This window comes from Streptomyces siamensis (genome assembly GCF_039543605.1).
GTDB classification, from domain to species: Bacteria; Actinomycetota; Actinomycetes; order Streptomycetales; family Streptomycetaceae; genus Streptomyces; species Streptomyces siamensis.
This window is the reverse complement of sequence record NZ_BAABKB010000047.1, coordinates 72,438-91,560: the sequence shown is the minus strand read 5'-3', so window position 1 is coordinate 91,560 and position 19,123 is coordinate 72,438. Positions and strand designations below refer to the sequence as shown.

The following is a 19,123-nucleotide window of genomic DNA, read 5'->3' as shown; positions in this document are numbered from 1 at the left end:
ACCGGTGGGGCCCGAGCGGTGTCCGGCGGACCGGATGCCCCGCGTGCCCCTCAGGGCGTGGCGTTCAGCAGGTCGAGCGCGCTCTGCTGCCGGGCCGCGTCGACCCGGTCCTGCGGGCCGGTCCAGCGCAGCCCGTACTGGTCGAGAGCATTGCGGTCCCCGCGGAACGCGGCGTCCGCCTGCCTGCGCAGATAAGCGGTGTAGGGATGGTCGGGCAGCGCCGCGTCCAGCCTGCCCAGGCCACGCACGTGGGCGCCCTTGAACGAGGGGCCGTCCGCCCCGCAGTCCCCGCTCTCGCACGGGTCCCGCAGTATCCCGTCCGCGGTGTTGAGCTCAGGGGACGTGGTGGCGGCGTCCGCGATCTGCCGTGCCGCGCTCAGGTCCGCGCCGTCACCGGTCGCGCGGTTCAGCTCGGTCAGCGCGCCCAGCAGGACGCCCTGGTTGTAGGACCACACGGTGCCGCCGTTGTTGCGGCAGGTGGACAGGCTGATGCCGTCGTTCACCAGGTGCGCGGAGTTCACCATTCCCGTCGACCGGAACCATGTCCAGCCCGCCCGAGCGCGCGCGAGATGGACCGTGTCGCCGCGGAGGCGGTTGTGCAGGGCCGCGTTGAGCTGGATGTAGAGCGAGTTGGCGATCGCGTTCTTGTAGGTCTTCGCGGTGCTCCACCACACCCCGCCGCCGCACGTGGTGTCCCAGTAGGCGGCCATGTGGTCTGCGTCGGCCCGCGCGGTGGCGAGATAGCGGGTGTCCCCGGTCAGGTCGTACGCCGCCACCCAGGCGAGCCCCCACCAGCCGGTGTCGTCGATGTAGTCGTTGCGGAACTGCCCGCCCTGGGCGCTCAGCTGGCGGTCGTAGGTGGTGGCGACGGCGTAGCGGTAGCTGCCCATGCCGGTCGCCCGGATGTTGTCGATCACGGCGGTGAGCGCGTTCGCCGAGTTCCACCAGCCGGTGGTGGCGAAGAGCCCGGTCGCGTTGTCGTAGAACATCATCTCGGCCGTGGCCGCGGCGGTGCGGCGCTCGCCCGCGTTCCATGTCGCGCGCGCCCACGCGGTGCACGCGATGTCGCCACGGTCACCGGCCTTTCCGCAGGCCCGCAGTGCGCCGACGCCACGGGCGTTCCAGTCGTCCACGTTGTACATCAGGGTGCGCCACCCCCGCTGTCCCGCGGGCACGGTGGTGTCGCCGAGCCTGCTGCCGGAGCTCCAGGTGCGGCCGCCGTCGAAGGAGCGGTCGAGCCAGACCTCGTCCCCGGGGCTGCCGTTGTCCAGCGACGCCCATCCCATCGCGTCGGCGTCGTCGAAGTGCAGGGTGATCGAGCGGGAGAAGAGGGTGGTGGAGACCGGGGTCCGGTCCTGCGGGGACAGGGCGGGGTCGCGGGCGTCGCAGTACCTGTTGCAGACGGCCGCGGCGAGTGCGGGCGTCGGCCCGGCCCCGGGCGTCGCCCCGGCCGCGGCGGCGGACGACGAGGGCAGGCTGATGCCCGCCGCGAGGGCGAGCAGGACGGACACGGCTCTTCGCAACTGCTGCGACAACGTTGTCGACATGATCGGCCTCCGTCCGGGAGGGGGAGAGGAGAGCGCTCCCGGAAGCTAGTCCCCTGACGTGCTCGCGTCAATGGAGGCGGTGGCCGGTGAACCGTCGGGCGCGACTTCCTCGCGGAGGATGCTGTACCGGACGCCGTCACGCCACCGTCCGTCGCGGAACACGACACTGCGGAGCACCCCCTCGCGGGTGAATCCCGCCTTCTCCAGGGCGCGTTGCTCGGCGAAGTTCTCCGACTCGGTGTCGGCCTCGACGCGCTTCACGAGCGTGTGGGCGAAGAGGTAACGGACGAGCTGCCGCTGCGCCTCGGTCCCCACGCCCTTGCCGCGCGCGTCCGGCAGCAGGGCGATACCCATGTTCCAGTAGTGCGTGGTCCGGCTGGAGGAGATCTTCCGCCAGGCGACGAATCCCAGCCGCTCGGACTCCCGCACCACCATGAGATGGCCCCCGTCCTCGGTGATGAGGCCGGTGTCCGCCCACTGCCGCCGCCAGCGCCGGATGTCCCACCAGCCGAACCACTGGAAAGGGGACGACACCTCGGGCTCCGTCAGGAACCGCTCCAGGGCGGGCAGATCGTCCTCGGCCACCGGGCGCAGGGTCACGTGTTCGACACTCATGACGGCAACTTTAGGCCGCCCGTGGAGCAACACCCCCGAGAACGGACCGGATTGACGCCACTGCCCACGTCGGCGGACGTCGTTCGCCGGACTGGCCGAATCTCTCCCGGCGCCGGACGGTCGCGGCTGCGATCGGTACGGAGATCGGGAAGGATGCTGCGCGTGCGGCGGACCACCGCACCGAAGCGACCCCGTACGGAATGGAGCGCCCACATGACCTCTGCGGGACCGGAGCATCTCGTCGTCGCCCAGGCCTCGATCGACGACTGGAAGGTGGTCGGCGAGTGGGCGGCGGACGAGGGGTGGAATCCCGGGCTGTCGGACAGCGCGAGCTTCTTCGCCCAGGACCCCGAGGGCTTCTTCGTCGGACGCGTCGGCGGCGAGCCCGTCTCGGCCGTCTCGGTCGTCAACTACGGCGCCGACTACGCCTTCCTGGGCTTCTACCTGGTACGGCCAGACCTGCGCGGCCGCGGCTACGGCCTCACCACCTGGAAGACGGCCCTCGCGCACGCTGGCGGCCGTACCGTCGGCCTCGACGGCGTGGTGGCGCAGCAGGACAACTACCGCCAGTCCGGCTTCGAACTCGCCTACCGCACGGCCCGGTTCGGCGGGATCGTCCCCGCGGGCGAGGTACCCACGGGAGTCAGGGCCGCCACGGACGCGGACCGTGCGGCCATCACGGCGTACGACAGCGCCTGCTACCCGGCCGACCGGCCGGTGTTCCTGGCCTCGTGGCTGGCCGGTCCGGGCCACCGCACCTTCGTCCGTACCGCCGCGGACGGGCACCTCACGGGGTACGCCGTGATCCGTCCGGCCCGTGACTCCCTGCGCGTCGGCCCGCTGTTCGCCGACACCGCCGACGACGCCCGGGCGCTGATCGCCGCGCTGGCCGACGCCGCCGCCGGCCGTCCGATCGCGGTGGACGTGCCCCGGACGAACACGACGGGTGTCGCTCTCGCGGAAGAACTCGGCCTCACGCCCTCCTTCGAGACGGCCCGCATGTACACCGGACCGGTCAGGCCGTTCGCGGGAGAGCGCGTCTACGGAGTGACCACGCTCGAACTCGGCTAGCCCGCCGCGGGATCTGTCGGACCGGCCCCTCAGCCGGCGAGTTCGCGGGCGCGACGTGCCGCTTCGCCCACCGCGCCACGGTGCACGGGACCATGGCCCGGCAGCAGGACGTCGGCGGGCAGGGACTCGATGCGCGCGAGGGAGGTCCGAGCGCCGTCGCGATCGGTGTCGAACATCGCGGGGAGCAGCTGCGGGCCGCGCCCCCGTGCGGTGGGATGCGCGGTGACGAGGGCGTCACCGGAGATCACGATCCCGGCGTCCGGCAGATGGTAGACACAGTGCCCCGGAGTGTGGCCCGGGGTGTGCACCGGAACCGGACGGCCGGGCAGATCCAGCGGTCCCTCATGGGGGAACGCCTCGGGCCGCGTCATCCGTACGTCCGCCTTGCCGCCGGACCGCAGGGCGTGCACCGCCCACGGCAGCACCCCGGGGCGCCACCCCTGGCGCAGCACCTGTCCCACACTCACCTGGTGCAGGAACTCACGGCGCGCGTGCGGCACTTCCGCCTCGTGCATCAGGACCGGGACGCCGAAGGTGCGGTTCAGATGGTCGGCGGAGCCGAGATGGTCGTTGTGCGCGTGCGTGACGAGGACGGCACGGACGGCCTCGGGCGCGTGGCCGAGCGCTTCGAGGGAGGCGAGGAGCTCCGCGCGGTCCCCCGGATAGCCGGTGTCGATCAGGGTGACGGCGTCGCCGTCGCTCAGAATCACCCAGTTCGTGTTGCTGCCGTGCACCAGGTGCACTCCTGCGGCAGCCTCGACGATCGCATCCTCGCGCATGACCATCCCGACGTGTGAGACCTGTGGGCGGCCCGAGCCGCAGTGCCGGGAAGACGCTATCGCGACCGCTCACGAGCGCCGACAGGGGTGTGCGGAACGTGTCCGACAGGCTGTGCCGATGCCGACCGCACCCCCGGGGGCTCCGCCCCCGGCCCCCCGATCGGCCTGAACGGCCTCGTCCTCAATCGCCGGACGGGCTGAGGGATTGCTCTCTGCCCTCATGGCGGGACGGGGACTGCCGTCGGACCGGACGGGATGTGCCGTCGGGCGGGTCACCGGCTGGACCTCAGCCCGGTCGCACCCGCAGCCGCTATCCCACCGAAGGGGCCGTGCCGGTGAATCAAATGCCCGTTGCNCGGGCGGATCACCGGCACGGACCCGACCCACCCACCGGACAGACGGCGCAACGGAACGACAGCGAGCCCCACCCCAGCCCGAGCGCCGCGCAGTGGAGCGGCCACCGCCGTCCGGAGGATATTCCGGTGCGGGGCAGCTCCCCGCTTCCCTAGACTCCTCACACATTCGCGCACCGCCGCATCGGCGCCGCGCATCGTGACGAGTGAGGGGAGCCGGGCCGTGCGTGACCGCACCGCTGTCGTGGTTCCCCCGTCGCTGTACGAGGTGATCCTCGTGTCCTCGTGGGCCCGGTACCCGCTGCGCGGCCGGTACCGGAGGCCCGAGACGACCGTCTGATCTCCGCCCCTCGCCCTTCACGCCGACAGGCGTCACCGCCCGTCGCCCCCGCGCGCACACCGGCAGCCTTCGGCCTGCCCAGGCGTGCGCCCGCCGACGGCCCGGTCCGTCGGCGCTGAGGCGGCGGTGTGCGCCCGCCGTGTCACGGCGCGGTGCGCAGGAGATCTCCCACGGCCCGAACCACGGGCCGCCGTCCGGGAATCGCGCCACCCGATCCGGACCACCCGAAAGGCCATGCGCCGTGCGCACCGACCTGCACCGTCACCTGACCAGCCCGCTGTCCACCGTCCGCAATCTGGGCATCCTCGCCCACGTCGACGCGGGCAAGACCACCGTCACCGAGCGGATCCTCTACGCCACCGGCACCACACACAAACGCGGAGAGGTGCACGACGGCACCACCGTCACCGACTTCGACTCCCAGGAACGCGACCGTGGCATCACCATCTTCGCCGCGGCCGTGAGCTGCGCGTGGGACGGCCACCGGATCAACCTGATCGACACACCCGGCCACGTCGACTTCTCCGACGAGGTGGAGCGCTCGCTCCGGGTTCTCGACGGCGCGATCGCGGTGTTCGACGCCGTGGCCGGTGTCGAGCCGCAGAGCGAGTCGGTGTGGCGGCGGGCCGCCCGGCACGGCGTCCCGAGGATCGCCTTCGTGAACAAGCTGGACCGCGCCGGCGCCGACCTCGACGCGGCCGTCGAGTCGATCCGGCAGCGGCTCCATCCGGCGCCGCTCGTGGTGCAGTTGCCGATCGGGGCGGAGGACACCTTCACCGGAGTGGTGGACCTGCTGCGCATGCGTTCCCTCGTGTGGGCCGACGGTGTCGACACCGCCGAGGAGGGCCCGGTGCCGGAAGCCCTGCTGGACGAGGCACGGCGGCGCAGAAGGGTTCTCGAAGAGGCGGTGGCGGAACTCCACCCCGCCGCGCTGGAGGAGTTCTGCACCGACTCCACCGTGCGCGCCTCCACACTGGCCTCGGCGCTGCGCGACCTGACCCGGACCGGCGAGGGCGTCGTGGTGCTCTGCGGCTCGGCCTACCGCAACCGCGGTATCGAACCGCTGCTGGAGGCCGTCGTGGCGTATCTGCCCTCGCCGCTGGACGTGCCCGCCGTACGCGGCACCGGCGCCGACGCGGGGCAGGAGCGGGCCGCCGACCCAGAGGAGCCGTTCGCCGCCCTGGTGTTCAAGGTCAACGCGACGGCGACGGGCAGGCTGACGTACGCGCGGGTGTACTCGGGAACGATCCGGAAGGGAGAGACAGTGGTGGACGTGGGCGCAAGCCGCACCGAACGGGTCAGCCGCATCCTGCGGGTCCGGGCCGACCGGTACGCGGAGCTGGACACGGCCGTCGCCGGCGACATCGTCGCGCTGATCGGGCCGAAGTCCGCCCACGCCGGGGCGACTCTGTGCGCCCCGACGGCTCCGCTGCTCCTCGAACCGCCCGCGGTCGCCGAGCCCGTGGTGTCGGTCGCGGTCGAGGCGCGCCGTGCCGTCGACACCGACCGTCTGGTGTCCGCGCTCGCGCGGCTCGCGGAGGAGGACCCCTCGCTCGTCGTGCGTACCGACCCGGAGACCGGTCAGACGACGCTGTCGGGCGTGGGGGAACTGCACCTGGAGGTGGCGGTGGAGAAGATCCGGCGGGCCCACGGCATCGAGGTCGCCGTCGGCCGCCCAAAGGTGGCCTACCGGGAGACCGTCGTGCGCGGGGTGTCCGGTCTGGTCTACCGGCACGTCAAACAGGACGGCGGCGCAGGCCAGTTCGCCCATGTCGTGCTCGACGTGGAACCGCTGGAGGCCGTGCCGGGCGACGGCGCCGCGAGCGCGACGGGCTTCGAGTTCCGTTCGACGGTCGTGGGCGGCCGCGTGCCGCGCGAGTACGAGCGCGCGGTCGAGGCCGGCTGCCGGGACGCCCTGGCGGAGGGTCCGCTGGGCGGTCATCCCGTGACCGGGCTGCGGGTCACCCTGACCGACGGGGCGACGCACTCCAAGGACTCCTCGGAGATGGCGTTCCGCACGGCCGGCCGCCTCGGGCTGCGCGAGGCGCTCCGGGCCGCCACCATGGCGCTCCTGGAACCGGTGGCCGAGGTCGCCGTCACCGTGCCCGACGACGCGGTGGGCGGGGTCCTCGGTGATCTCGCCGCACGGCGCGGACGGGTGTCGGGCTCGCTGACACGGGCGGACGCGACGGTGATCACCGCCACCGTGCCGCTGGCCGAACTCTTCGGCTACGCGACCCGGTTGCGCAGCCGCACCCAGGGCCGCGGCGTGTTCACCGCCCGGCCCACCGGCCACGCGCCCGCACCGGGCACGGCGTCCCGCGAGACGCCGGTCCGGTGACACGGGCGGAGCGGTCCTGCCCCGACGCGGGGTCCAGGACCGCTCCGTCCCGGACGTCCGGGCACGGAGTGTCGCGACGCGGGGCGCCGTGACGGTCCGTGCCGCGTCAGCGGCGTCCCCGGGACCGGGTCCCGCGCGGCGGCCGGACGAACTGGAGCTCCAGCGCGGCCGGCGGCCGGGCGACGCCGGGACCTCCGGCCGTCGCCCAGCCGATCAGCTCCTCGGTGCAGTCGTCGTCCAGGGCGAATCCGATCCAGGCGGCCCGGCCCCCGCCGCGCCGCCCCTCGGCCGACGGCCGCACCACGATCACGTTCGCCTGGTCGCAGGGGCCGAGGCAGTCCGTCGTACGCACGGCGAACCGGCCCCCGGAGGCCTCGGCACCGGCCCGCAGCCGGGCCAGTTGGCCTTCGTGGTCGCTCTGCGGATACTTGCGCGGATTGCCGCAGCAGCAGCCACGGTAGACGACGAGCGTGCAGGGCAGCGCTCCGACGGCGCGCAGCACCGCCGAACGGGCATGCGGGAGCGGACCGTTGGCTGTCAAGGTACGAGACCTTCCTCGAAGGGTGTCGAGCGGCACCGCACAAGCCGAGCCCCCGTGCGGGGCGCCGGACCGATCCGCCCGACGCCGGTGATCACCGTACGAGATCGGTGGCCCGGCCGGCGCTCCGACCCCGGCGGGCTCGAGATCGTCCGGGCGCACCGCGTTCACGCCGTACACGGTGGGCGCGTTCACGCCGTACACGGTGCGCGCATGCATGCCGTGCACGTGCGTCGCGCGTGCATACCGTTCTCGGTGCGCCGGGCCAAGGGTCCGTGTGGGCCGCCCGCCGAGACGTCACACGCGCGACGACAGGATGCTCAGTGCGTTCGCGCAGACGACCGCCGTGATGGCGGACCACTCCCATGGGCCGAGGGTCTGCCCCAGGACGACGGATCCCACGACCGCGGCGAGGACGGGGTTGACGCTCATGAACAGACCGAAGGTCTGGGCGGGCACGCGGCGCAGGATGATCAGGTCCGCCAAGTAGGGCACCGCCGAGGAGAGGACGCCGGCGACGACGGCGTACCCGACGGCGCCCGCGGTCGGGGGGTCGTGGAGGACGACGACCAGACCGACCGGCAGGAAGGCGAGGGCCGACAGGCAGGCCGCGGCCGCCGAACCCTGCGCTCCCGGGATGCGACGGCCGACGGTGCGGTTGAGCAGGATGTACGACGCCCAGCAGACCGCGGCGAGCAGCCCCAGCGCCATGCCGGTGTAGTCCGTGGAGGGCTGAGGGCGCATCAGGGTGACGACTCCCGCCGCGGCGATCACCGCACAGCACGCGTCCACCCGGCGACGTGAGGCGGCGAGGGCCACGGTGAGCGGTCCCAGGAACTCCAAGGTCACCGCGAGGCCCAGGCCGACGCGGTCGATCGCGCTGTACAGGGACAGGTTCATCGCCGCGAACACGAGGGCCAGCAGCAGCACCGGCCACCACTGCCGCCAGGTGAACGTGCGCAGCCGGGGCCGTGCGACGGCGGTCAGCGCGAGCGCGGCGACGTACTGCCGGACGGCGACGACGCCGAGTGGGCCGAGGACGGGGAAGGCGAGGGAGCCGACCGCGGCCCCGATCTGGTTGGACAGGCCGCTGACGAACATCGTGGCGACGGCCGGCCCCCGGGCACGAGAGCCGGAACCAGCGCCTTCGCTGGTGCTGGTGCTGGTGCTGGTGCCGGTGCCGGTGCTCGCGCCGGGAGGCGGGCCCGTGCCGACCCGGCCCGGAGCCGAAGCCGGACCTGCACCCCGAGCCGGGGCCGAAGCGGGATCTGGTGCCGCCGCGGGGGCGGGCGCTGCGTCCATGGCCCGATCGTGCGCCGGTAGCACTCTTGCGCAAAATGCATTCGCCGAACCATCTATACGCTTGAGTCATGGATGTGGAGCTCCGGCAGCTGCGCTGCCTCGTCGCGATCGTGGACGAGGGCACGTTCACCGACGCTGCCCAGGTGCTGGGCGTCTCCCAGGCGGCCGTGTCCCGCACCCTGGCCTCGCTCGAACGCGCCCTCGGGACAAGGCTGTTGCGGCGGACTTCCCGCGAGGTCACCCCGACGGGGACCGGTCTGCGTGTCGTCGCGCACGCCCGCCGGGTCCTCGCCGACGTGGACGAACTGGTCCGCCAGGCCACGTCCGGCACCGCCCAGCTGCGGATCGGCTACGCCTGGGCGGCGCTCGGCCGCCACACACTGCCCTTCCAACGGAGCTGGGGCGAACGGCATCCGGAGACCGAACTGCACCTCGTGCGGGTCAACTCGGCCACGGCCGGACTCGCCGAGGGGGCCTGTGACCTGGCCGTCGTCCGCAGGCCTCCCGGCGACCGGCGGTTCGACTCCGCCATCGTGGGGCTCGAACGGAGGCTGTGCGCCCTGGCCGCCGACGACCCGCTGGCCAGGCGCCGTTCGGTCCGGCTCGCCGACATCGGCGGGCGCACCCTGCTCGTCGACCGCCGCACCGGGACCACGACCACGGATCTGTGGCCGCCGGACGCCCGCCCGGTGACCGAGGAGACGTACGACGTCGACGACTGGCTCACCGTGATCGCCACGGGCCGGTGCGTCGGCGTGACGGCGGAGTCCACCGCCAACCAGTACCCGCGGCCCGGAGTCGTGTACCGGCCCGTGCGCGACGCGGAGCCGGTCGCGGTACGGATCGCCTGGTGGCGGGACGACCCGCATCCGGCCACCGCCGCGGTGATGGAACTGCTCACGTCGCTCTACCGCGCGGGCTGACCCCGGACACGGCCGGCCGAGCCGGCCCGCGCGGCAGCCGGGTCTGCTCCGCCCCCGTGCAGAGCCGGCCGAGCCGACTCGCGCCCGAGCCGAACAGCGGGCGCGAGCCCGAAGCATTCCACCCGAAGACGCCCGCCCGGTCCGCCGGAGCCGGGCGTCTTCGGCGTGCACGGCCCTCGTTGACAAGGCGCCCCGCCGCTGCGCCGACAAGACGGTCGGCAAGATGCGAAACAAAATTGTTGACAATCTTGTTCGTCTAGATTTACGTTCGACAGGCACTCACTCAGGGAGGGCGCAATGCAGAAGGAAGCCCGTCCAGGCACCGGCGAACAGGCCAAGCAGCATGCACTGGTGCAGCTGCGGCAGGCGATTCTGCGCGGAGAGATGGCACCGGCCCAGCGGCTGGTGGAGAACGAACTCGCCGAGCAGTTCGGTGTCACCCGGGCCAGCGTCCGGGCGGCGCTGATCGAGCTGGAGTCGGAGGGACTGGTCGAGCGGATCCGCAACCGCGGGTCCCGGGTCCGGGTCGTGACGGTCGAGGAAGCGGTGGCCATCACCGAGTGCCGCATGGCGCTCGAAGGGCTGTGCGCGGCCAAGGCCGCCGTCGAGGCCAGCGATGAACAGCTGGCCGAGCTGGCCGACTTGGGCGCGGCGATGACCAAGGCCGTCGCCGACGGCGAGCCGGTGACCTATTCCGAGCTCAATCATGAAGTGCACGCCCGCATCAGGGAGTTCTCCGGTCAGCAGGTGGCCGTGGGGCTCCTGGAGCGGCTCAACGCCCAACTGGTGCGACACCGCTTTCAGTTGGCCCTGCGGCCGGGGCGTGCCCAGCAGTCCCTGAGTGAACACCTGGCCATGATCGAGGCGATCTCGGCCAGGGACCCGCAGGCGGCCGAAGCGGCCGTCCGCGTCCACCTCGGCAGCGTGATCGACGCGCTGCGCGACTGACGCAGCGCGCGGCCGACGCGCGGTGCGGCGGACGGTCCGAGGTGGGCACGCACCTGTCCACCAAGGAGATTTCTGCAATGACGCACGGCACAGCGCCTGCCTCGCCCGAGCCTCCGGCTCCGCCGGAGCGAGGGGGAACCCCGCCACGATCGACGCTGGTCGTCACCGCGCACGCCGGGGACTTCGTGTGGCGTGCCGGGGGAGCCGTCGCCCTGGCCGCCTCGCGAGGGGAGAAGGTCACCGTCGCCTGCCTGACCTTCGGTGAGCGCGGCGAGTCCGCCAAGGCCTGGCGCGAGGGCAAGAAGCTGGAGGAGATCAAGGCGATACGCCGGGCGGAGGCCGAGCGGGCCGCCGCCACGCTCGGCGCCGAGATCCGCTTCTTCGACGCCGGCGACTACCCGCTGACCCCCACCGCGGAACTGACCGACCTGCTGGTGGCCGTCTACCGCGACACACAGCCCGACGTCGTCCTCACGCACCCGGCCGAGGACCCGTACAACGGCGACCACCCGGCCGCCCACCGCATGGCCCTGGAGGCCCGCGTCCTCGCCCAGGCCATCGGCTACCCCGGCCCCGGCGAGATCATCGGCGCACCGCCGGTCTTCTTCTTCGAACCGCACCAGCCCGAGATGAGCGGCTTCCGGCCCGAAGTCCTCCTGGACATCACCGAGGTGTGGGACACCAAGCGCAAGGCCATGGAGTGTCTCGGCGCCCAGCAGCACCTGTGGGACTACTACACCGACCTCGCCGTCCGCCGAGGCGTCCAGCTCAAGCGCAACGCCGGGCCCAACCTGGGCCTCGCCCACAAGACGATGGCCGAGGCGTACATGCGTCCCTACCCGCAGATCGCGAAGGAGCTGGCATGAGCGGCGTGATCGTCACCGGCCCGCCGAAGGCGGACGCCGAGGCCGTCGAGGCGCTCGCCGCGTTCGGTGTCGCCACCGTGCACGAGGCGATGGGCCGCACCGGCCTGCTCGGCACCCGTCTGCGCCCGATCCAGCAGGGCACGCGCGTCGCCGGTACCGCTGTCACCGTCCTCTCGTGGCCCGGCGACAACCTCATGATCCACGCGGCCGTCGAGCAGTGCGGCGAGGGCGACGTCCTGGTGGTCACCACCACCTCGCCCTCGACCGACGGCATGTTCGGTGAGCTGTTCGCCACCGCGCTCCAGCGGCGCGGCGTGCGCGGCCTCGTCATCAACGCCGGTGTCCGGGACACCGCCGAACTGCGCGAGATGGGCTTCCCGGCCTGGTGCGCGGCGGTCAGCCCGCAGGGCACGGTGAAGGCGACGGGCGGCTCGGTCAACGTGCCCGTGGCGATCGGCGGCCAGATCGTCCGGGCCGGCGACGTGATCCTCGCCGACGACGACGGCGTGGTGTGCGTACCCCGCGAGGACGCCCGCCGCGCCGCCGAGGCGTCCGAGGCCCGCGAGAACAAGGAGGCCGCCGCCCGCACCGCCTTCGCGGAGGGGCAGCTCGGCATGGACCGCTACGGCCTGCGCGAGACCCTCGTACGACTGGGCGTGTCCTACGTGCCCTACGAGGACCACGTCCGGGGTGCGACGCCCGGGCAGGGCGGAGACCGGCCATGACCGCGCCCGAGGCGCTGCGCTGCATGCTCCTGCGCGGCGGCACCTCCAAGGGCGCCTACTTCCTGGCCGAGGACCTGCCCGCCGACACCGCCGCCCGCGACGAACTGCTGCTGCGGGTCATGGGCAGTCCCGACCCGCGGCAGATCGACGGCCTGGGCGGCGCGCACCCCCTCACCAGCAAGGTCGCCGTGGTCCGTGCCTCGGCGGACCCCGCGGCCGACGTCGACTACCTCTTCCTCCAGATCGGCGTGGACCGGGCGGAGGTGAGCGACCGTCAGAACTGCGGCAACATCCTCGCCGGGGTGGGACCGTTCGCCGTCGAACGAGGACTGGTCGCGGCGGGGGAGGGCCGCACCCGCGTACGCATCCGCATGGTCAACAGCGGGGAACTGGCGGTCGCGACCTTTCCCACCGAGGACGGGCGCGTCGTCTACTCCGGGCGCGCCGAGATCTCCGGGGTGCCGGGTACGGCCGCTCCGGTGGTGATCGAGTTCCCCGGGAGCGGCGGTCCGCTGCTGCCCACCGGCCAGGCCCGCGACATCGTCGCCGGCACACCCGTGACCTGTGTGGACAACGGCATGCCGACCGTACTGATCGCCGCCTCGGCCGTCGGAGTCACCGGCTACGAGACACCCAAGGACCTGGAGGAGGACCTCGCGCTCGCCGACCGGCTCCGGGAGATCCGCCTGGCGGCGGGCAAGCTGATGGGCCTCGGCGACGTCGAGGCCGCCACCGTGCCGAAGCTGACCCTGCTGGCCGCGCCCCGGCACGGCGGCGCGGTCATGACCCGCACGTTCATCCCGGTGCGCTGCCACACCTCCATCGGTGTCCTCGGCGCCGCGAGCGTCGCCGCGGGGCTGCGCGTGGAGGGCGGTGTCGGGCAGCACGTCGCGCGGCTGCCCGCGACGGGGGACCGGCTGCGCATCGAACACCCCACCGGGTTCCTCGACCTCGAATCCGGCATCGAGTACGGCCGCGACGGCGCCGTACCGGTGGCCCTCCGCACCGCCGTCGTCCGCACCGCACGCAAGATCTTCGACGGCACGGTCTTCCCCCGGCCGTCCGGAGCCGCACAACACCCTTAAGGAGGCCCGCATGGCGCCGCCCCTCGGAGACATCGCCCACCTCGGGCACGTCGAACTGCTCACCCCTGACCTGGACGCCAGCGTCCGCTTCTTCACCGACTACCTCGGCCTGACCGAGAACGGCCGCTCCGCAGACTCCGTCCACCTGCGGACCTGGGACGACTACGAGCACCACAGCCTGACCCTCACCGCGCACACGACCCCCGGCATCCGCCGCACCGCCCTGCGGGCGTCCGGTGAGGAAGCCCTGCACCGGCGCGTCAAGGAGATCGAGAACAGCGGTCGTCCGGGCCGCTGGGTGGAGGACGAGCCGGGCATCGGCCCGCTGTACGTGACCACCGATCCGGACGGCCACGAACTCGCCCTGTACTGGGAGAGCGAGTGGTACCGCGCGCCCGACGAGCTGAAGCCGGCCCTGAAGAACCAGCCGCAGGCCAAACCGGGCCACGGGGTGGGCGTACGGCGCCTCGACCACGTCAACTACCTCGCCGCCGACGTCGCGTCGAACGGGGACTTCGTCCGCGCCGTCCTCGGCGCCCGCCCCACCGAGCAGATCCGGCTCGACAGCGGGCGGATCGCCGCCCAGTGGCTGACGTTCGGCAACAAGTCGTACGACGTCGTCTACACCGAGGACTGGACCGGCTCGAACGGGCGCCTGCACCACATCGCGTTCGCCACCGACACCCGCGAGGACATCCTGCGCGCGGCCGACCTGGCGATCGACAGCGGCGTGTTCATCGAGACGGGCCCGCACAAGCACGCCATCCAGCAGACCTTCTTCCTGTACGTGTACGAGCCGGGCGGCAACCGGATCGAGCTGTGCAACCCGCTGACGCGTCTGGTGCTGGCACCCGACTGGCCGCTCATCACCTGGACCGAGGACGAGCGGAAGAAGGGGCAGGCCTGGGGTCTGAAGACCATCGAGTCCTTCCACACCCACGGAACCCCGCCGGTCCACTGACCCCTTGAGCGGCGGGCGCCCGGCGTTCGCCGCGGGTTCCCTCGTGGGCGACAGGCCGTCGGACGGCTCGTTCCGTACCCCGTCCCGTGCCTCGTTCCGGCCAGGTCCGTGAGCGGGCGGCACGCCGATTCGTGCTGCCCGCTCACGTCGTGACCTGGCTCTTCAGCTGTCTCTCAGGCGCCCATGACACGGTCGCGCGGTGGCCGAATCGTCTTCTGGATTGTTGACAAAAGTGTTGACACTTTCTGGGCGCAGTCCTTAGCGTCTGGCGCACCATCGGGTCAGCCGCACGAGCCGCGTCGACCCGCCTCACCGATCCCCCTTCCAGGGCCCACATCTCCTGGACGAGAGGAAACAACGATGTCCTCCTCCCTCGCCCTGCCCGCTCGCGGCGGCAGCAGACTGGCCGTGCTGGTCGTCGGCCTCTGCTGGCTGGTCGTCCTCTTCGACGGCCTGGACATGTTCATCTACGGCTCCGTCCTCCCGCACATGCTGGAGACCAAGGCGCTCGGCATCGACCCCGGCAAGGCCGGCGACGTCGGCTCCTACGCCACCTTCGGCATGCTGATCGGCGCCCTGTCCTCCGGCACCGTCAGCGACTGGGTCGGCCGCAAGAAGACGATCATCGTGTCCACCGCCGTCTTCTCCCTGGCCTCCGCCGTCTGCGCCGCGGCCGGCAGCCTCGGCGTCTTCAGCCTCGGCCGGTTCCTCGCCGGGCTCGGCCTCGGCGGGCTGCTGCCGAGCGCGATCACGCTGGTGTCCGAGTACGCCCCGCGCGGCCGGGGCGCGCTGATCGTGGGCTCCCTGATGACCGCCCACCAGGCCGGCGGCATCGTCGCCGGATTCGTGGCCCTGTGGACCGGCGACTGGCGGGTCTCCTTCTGGATCTGCGTGATCCCGCTCTTCATCGGCGTGCCGCTGGCCGCCAAGTACCTGCCCGAGTCGATGGCCTTCCTCCAGGCCAAGGGCCGTGACGCGGAAGCGCTGGCACTCGCCGACCGCTACGGCGTCGAGCCCACCGCCCGGGACGGGGAACGCCCGGCCGCGGCCGACCGCTTCGGCGCGGTCGCCGCCCTGTTCCGCGGCGGACTGTGGATCCAGACCGTGCTCTTCTGGCTGGCCTCCTTCGGCGGCCTCCTCCTGGTGTACGGCGTCTCCCAGTGGCTCCCCTCGCTGATGAAGGCCAACGGCTACAACCTCGGCTCCTCGATCGGCTTCGTCATCGTCATCAACCTCGGCGGCATCGTCGGCATGCTCGTCGGCGGCCGGCTCACCGACCGGTTCGGCGGACCGCGGATCGCCGCGATCTGGTTCGGCGCCACCGCCGTCGGCGTCTACACCCTCAGCGTCCGTATGCCGCTGCCGCTCACCTACACCGTGGTCTTCCTGACCGGCCTGTTCCTCTTCAGCGCCCAGGCCATGATCTACGCCACGGTGGCCGCCCGCTCCAGCGACGACAACCGCGCCACCGCGGTCGGCTGGACCTCCGGCATGGGCCGCTTCGGCGCCGTCTTCGGCCCCTGGCTCGGCGGCCAGTTGCTCGCGACCGGCTCGACCACCGCGGGCTTCACCGCCTTCGCCGCCGCGGGCCTGTTCTCCCTGGTGTTCGTCAGTCTGACCGGGCTGCGCCGCGTCCAGCCCCCGGCCACGAGCGGCACACGGCAGGAACTGACCGCCACCGGCTGACCGGAGGCGGCGGGGGAGCGCGCCCGGGCGGGGTCCCACGGCCCCGGCCGGGCGCGTACGTGACCGCGGACCGGGGACGGCCGCCCACAAGGTGAAATCCCCGTTGCCCCGAGCGGCCCCCGGGTGCTGGAGTGAGCCCATGGATCACGCTGCGGTACTGGCCCTGTTCGACCGGGACATGCGGGAAGGGGCGCGGCCCGACGCGCCGGGCGCGCGGGTCGAACGCGCCGGCAAGGTGGTGCGCCAGACCGGCGCCGAGCACGGCTGGAACGGAGTGGTCTGGTCGGACCTGGACGAGACGACGGCCGACGCGGCGATCGCCGACCAGATCCGCCACTTCACCGGACTCCGGCGGGAGTTCGAGTGGAAGCTGTACGGGCACGACAAGCCGGAGGACCTCGGGTCCCGGCTGCGCGCCGCGGGCTTCACCGCGGAACCCGAGGAGACCGTGATGGTCGCCGAACTGGGCGACCTGGCGCTGGACGCCGAACCGCCGGAGGGCGTACGCCTGCTGCCCGTCACCGACCGGGCGGGCGTGGACCTCGTGGCCGAGGTCCACGAACAGGCCTTCGGCACGGACGGCACACGGCTGCGCCACCAACTGCTCGCCCAGCTCACCGGCGAGGCGGACACGGTGGTCGCCGTCGTGGCGCTCGCAGGCGACGTACCGGTCAGCGCCGCCCGCATGGAGCTGCTGCCCGGGACCCGGTTCGCCGGACTGTGGGGCGGCGGTACCGTCGAGGCCTGGCGCGGCCGGGGCATCTACCGGGCGCTCGTCGCGCACCGCGCCCGGGTGGCGGCCGACCGCGGCTACCGCTACGTCCAGGTCGACGCCTCCGGCCAGAGCCGCCCCGTCCTCGCCCGGCTGGGCTTCCAGCCGCTGACCACCACCACGCCGTACGTGTACGCGCTCTGAGGTGCTCCGGGCACGGACGCTCCGTGTCCGGAGGGCGACGTCCGAGGTCCGTGCGGGTGAGCCGCCCCGAGCGATGTCACATTCCGGCACGCGCCGTTCGTCGCACGGGCATGACGACGAACCAGAGCATCCTCCTGGCCGGCGCGAGCGGCGTTCTCGGCCGGCACATCACCAGGGCCCTGACCGAAGCCGGCCACCACGTCACCGGTCTCGGCCGGGGCACCGGCAACGGCGTCCGCGCCGATCTGATGGACCGCGACGCGCTGCTGCGGGCCGTCGACGGCCGGCACTTCGACACGGTCGTCCACGCCGCGACCGCCCTGCGCAAGGCACCCCTGCGGCACCGGGACATGTACGCGACCGACGCGCTGCGCACGGAAGGCACCGCACATCTCGTCGAGGCCGCGCGCGCGACCGGCGCACGGCGGTTCGTCGCGGAGTCGATGATCTTCGGGTACGGATACGGCGACCACGGCGACCAGGTCGTCACCGAGGACGTCCCCTTCGGACCGCCCGGCGCCACCCCGCAACTGGAACGGCACATCGCGGCGATGCGCACCAAGGAACGGCTCATGTTCGAGGCCGAGGGACTGGAGGGCGTCGCGCTGCGCTTCGGTCTCTTCTACGGCCCCGGCGGTACCGACGGCATCGTCTCGATGCTGCGCAAGCGGCAGCTTCCCGTCACCCACGACCGGGGCCGCGTCCTGCCGTGGATCGACCTCGTGGACGCGGCGCGCGCGGTCGTCGCGGCCGTCGAGCGCGGGCGCCCCGGCGAGGCCTACAACATCGCCGACCGCACGCCGCTGGGCTTCGCCGCCCATGTCCGCGCGGTCGCCGCACGGTTCGGCCTGCCCGCGCCGATGACCGTGCCGCGCTGGGTGATGAGGCCGATGTCGTACGCGCACACGATGACGGGGACGTCGATGCGGGTCTCCTCCGCGAAGGCGGAACGGGAACTGGGCTGGACTCCGGCCCATCCGTCCAGCCAGGAGGGCCTCGCCGCACTGGAGGACCTGGCCGCGTCGGCCGCCGGGGCGGCGGCGGCCGCGCGGCGCCGCCCAGGCGGGGCCGGGCGGGGGGCCGGGCGTCGGCGCACCCCCGCCGCCGGGTGCGCCGCGAAGGGCGCGACCGGATCAGAGGTCGAGCTGGTACTCCACCGCACTGTGCGTGGGCAGATAGCCGAGCGCGTCGTTGATGCGGCGCATGGGCGCGTTGCTGTCGGCGGTGTCGGTGAGCAGTCCGCCGAGTTCGGGGTGGTGCCGGCGGGCCAGGCGGATCGACTCGGCCTTCATCCAGAGCCCGAGGCCGTGGCCCCGGTGCTCGGGGAGCACACCCGTGCCGTAGTGCTGGGCATCGCCACGGCCGTCGCCGGGCACGACGAGTTCGGAGAATCCGACGACCGAGCCGTCCGAGCGGTCCAGCACCGCCACCGTGTGCAGCGACTCGCCGCGCTTGGCGATCGCCTCGGCCGCCGACACGACCCGATCCACGTCCCACACGACGGTTCCGTAGTCGGTGTCGTCCATCGGCATGTCGTCCATGGCCCGCCGCGAGTGTGCGAACGACAGCGCGAGGCCGGACGGCACGACGCCTTCCCAGTGGGTCAACGCGTAGCCGGAGTGCGGACGTTCGGCGATCTCGGTGATGCTCGCGACGTCCGCGTCCGCCAGCGGGAGCCGCGCGTACGTCAGCGCGAGCACCCGGCGGAATCCGTGCGCCGCCAGGAACAGGTCGCCGGGCGAGCCGGCCTCGGCCTGGGCGACGAGCGAGCGCCGTCCTTCCTCACGCGCCGCCGAGACGGCCGCGTCCAGCAGATGGCTGCCCACTCCCTGCCGCCGCTCGGCGGGGTGCACGGCCATCTCCAGCTCGGCGAGGTGGGACTGTCCCTCCTTGGTGAACAGCCGGAGGAAGGCCGAGCCGAGGGGAGCGCCGTCGGTGCCGGAGGCCAGCCATGCGAGGCGTCGGCTGGAGGGTGTGGTCTCGGGGTCGGTCAGCGGTGTGACGCGTGGCGGCAAGATCTCTCCGTGATGTCGGGCGTGCGATGCGAAGCCCGCAGAAACTAGCCCTGCGGGTGCGCGCTCCGCAACGGAATTGAGCGCGCACCACGGCACACGGCTCCTGTACTCG

General features: G+C 72.8%; 17 protein-coding genes and 1 pseudogene. 11 read left to right on the top strand and 7 right to left on the bottom strand.

Annotation, left to right across the window (positions count from 1 at the left end):
* Positions 1–50: 50 nt before the first annotated feature.
* Positions 51–1,547 (bottom strand): glycoside hydrolase family 76 protein, encoded by a 1,497-nt coding sequence (locus ABEB03_RS42470; protein WP_345658427.1) that lies wholly within the window; start codon positions 1,545–1,547, stop codon positions 51–53.
* Between the two features lie 45 nt (positions 1,548–1,592).
* Positions 1,593–2,162 (bottom strand): GNAT family N-acetyltransferase, encoded by a 570-nt coding sequence (locus tag ABEB03_RS42465; protein ID WP_345658426.1) that lies wholly within the window; start codon positions 2,160–2,162, stop codon positions 1,593–1,595.
* Positions 2,163–2,375: 213 nt separating this feature from the next.
* On the opposite strand from ABEB03_RS42465, the gene ABEB03_RS42460 reads away from it, so the two are divergent.
* Positions 2,376–3,233, top strand: coding sequence for a GNAT family N-acetyltransferase (locus tag ABEB03_RS42460; protein ID WP_345658425.1), 858 nt, complete (start codon positions 2,376–2,378; stop codon positions 3,231–3,233).
* Positions 3,234–3,262: 29 nt separating this feature from the next.
* On the opposite strand, the gene ABEB03_RS42455 is transcribed toward ABEB03_RS42460, so the two are convergent.
* Positions 3,263–4,012, bottom strand: a complete 750-nt coding sequence (locus tag ABEB03_RS42455; RefSeq protein WP_345658424.1) for an MBL fold metallo-hydrolase — start codon at positions 4,010–4,012, stop codon at positions 3,263–3,265.
* Positions 4,013–4,946: 934 nt separating this feature from the next.
* On the opposite strand from ABEB03_RS42455, the gene fusA reads away from it, so the two are divergent.
* Entirely contained in the window at positions 4,947–7,046 is a 2,100-nt protein-coding gene (fusA, locus tag ABEB03_RS42450; protein ID WP_345658423.1) for an elongation factor G, read from the top strand.
* Between the two features lie 106 nt (positions 7,047–7,152).
* On the opposite strand, the gene ABEB03_RS42445 is transcribed toward fusA, so the two are convergent.
* Together ABEB03_RS42445 and ABEB03_RS42440 are read right to left on the bottom strand one after the other, a co-directional pair.
* Complete coding sequence (locus ABEB03_RS42445) at positions 7,153–7,587, bottom strand: (2Fe-2S) ferredoxin domain-containing protein (protein WP_425589385.1); 435 nt, start codon at positions 7,585–7,587, stop codon at positions 7,153–7,155.
* Between the two features lie 294 nt (positions 7,588–7,881).
* Positions 7,882–8,685 (bottom strand): EamA family transporter, encoded by an 804-nt coding sequence (locus ABEB03_RS42440; protein WP_345658422.1) that lies wholly within the window; start codon positions 8,683–8,685, stop codon positions 7,882–7,884.
* A 269-nt stretch (positions 8,686–8,954) separates the two neighbouring features.
* Here ABEB03_RS42440 and ABEB03_RS42435 point away from each other — a divergent pair, with 269 nt between their 5' ends.
* From ABEB03_RS42435 to ABEB03_RS42395, 9 genes and pseudogenes are all read left to right on the top strand, one after another.
* Positions 8,955–9,809, top strand: a complete 855-nt coding sequence (locus ABEB03_RS42435) for a LysR family transcriptional regulator (RefSeq protein ID WP_345658421.1) — start codon at positions 8,955–8,957, stop codon at positions 9,807–9,809.
* Positions 9,810–10,106: 297 nt separating this feature from the next.
* Positions 10,107–10,757 carry a GntR family transcriptional regulator gene (locus tag ABEB03_RS42430; protein ID WP_095932276.1) on the top strand — a complete coding sequence of 217 codons (651 nt, stop codon included), beginning with the start codon at positions 10,107–10,109 and terminating at the stop codon, positions 10,755–10,757.
* 77 nt (positions 10,758–10,834) lie between these two features.
* Positions 10,835–11,623: a PIG-L deacetylase family protein gene (locus tag ABEB03_RS42425; RefSeq protein ID WP_345658420.1), complete on the top strand. Its 789-nt coding sequence runs from the start codon at positions 10,835–10,837 to the stop codon at positions 11,621–11,623.
* The gene (locus ABEB03_RS42420; protein WP_345658419.1) at positions 11,620–12,348 is read left to right on the top strand and encodes a 4-carboxy-4-hydroxy-2-oxoadipate aldolase/oxaloacetate decarboxylase; all 729 of its coding nucleotides are present in this window, start codon (positions 11,620–11,622) and stop codon (positions 12,346–12,348) included. The genes ABEB03_RS42425 and ABEB03_RS42420 overlap by 4 nt, the downstream gene beginning before the upstream one ends.
* Complete coding sequence (locus ABEB03_RS42415; protein WP_345658418.1) at positions 12,345–13,433, top strand: 4-oxalomesaconate tautomerase; 1,089 nt, start codon at positions 12,345–12,347, stop codon at positions 13,431–13,433. Before ABEB03_RS42420 ends, ABEB03_RS42415 begins: the two co-directional genes overlap by 4 nt.
* Before the next feature lie 10 nt (positions 13,434–13,443).
* On the top strand, positions 13,444–14,394 hold the full coding sequence (locus ABEB03_RS42410; protein ID WP_345658417.1) for a catechol 2,3-dioxygenase: 951 nt from the start codon (positions 13,444–13,446) through the stop codon (positions 14,392–14,394).
* Between the two features lie 360 nt (positions 14,395–14,754).
* Positions 14,755–16,080, top strand: coding sequence for an MFS transporter (locus tag ABEB03_RS42405; RefSeq protein WP_345658416.1), 1,326 nt, complete (start codon positions 14,755–14,757; stop codon positions 16,078–16,080).
* A 139-nt stretch (positions 16,081–16,219) separates the two neighbouring features.
* On the top strand, positions 16,220–16,996 hold the full coding sequence (locus tag ABEB03_RS42400) for a GNAT family N-acetyltransferase (RefSeq protein WP_345658415.1): 777 nt from the start codon (positions 16,220–16,222) through the stop codon (positions 16,994–16,996).
* Between the two features lie 110 nt (positions 16,997–17,106).
* Positions 17,107–17,727: pseudogene (locus tag ABEB03_RS42395) on the top strand (NAD-dependent epimerase/dehydratase family protein); the annotation flags it as partial.
* 47 nt (positions 17,728–17,774) lie between these two features.
* Here the strand turns inward: ABEB03_RS42395 and ABEB03_RS42390 are convergent.
* Positions 17,775–18,092: a hypothetical protein gene (locus ABEB03_RS42390; RefSeq protein ID WP_345658414.1), complete on the bottom strand. Its 318-nt coding sequence runs from the start codon at positions 18,090–18,092 to the stop codon at positions 17,775–17,777.
* A 37-nt stretch (positions 18,093–18,129) separates the two neighbouring features.
* Complete coding sequence (locus ABEB03_RS42385; protein WP_345658413.1) at positions 18,130–19,011, bottom strand: GNAT family N-acetyltransferase; 882 nt, start codon at positions 19,009–19,011, stop codon at positions 18,130–18,132.
* Positions 19,012–19,123 lie beyond the last annotated feature (112 nt).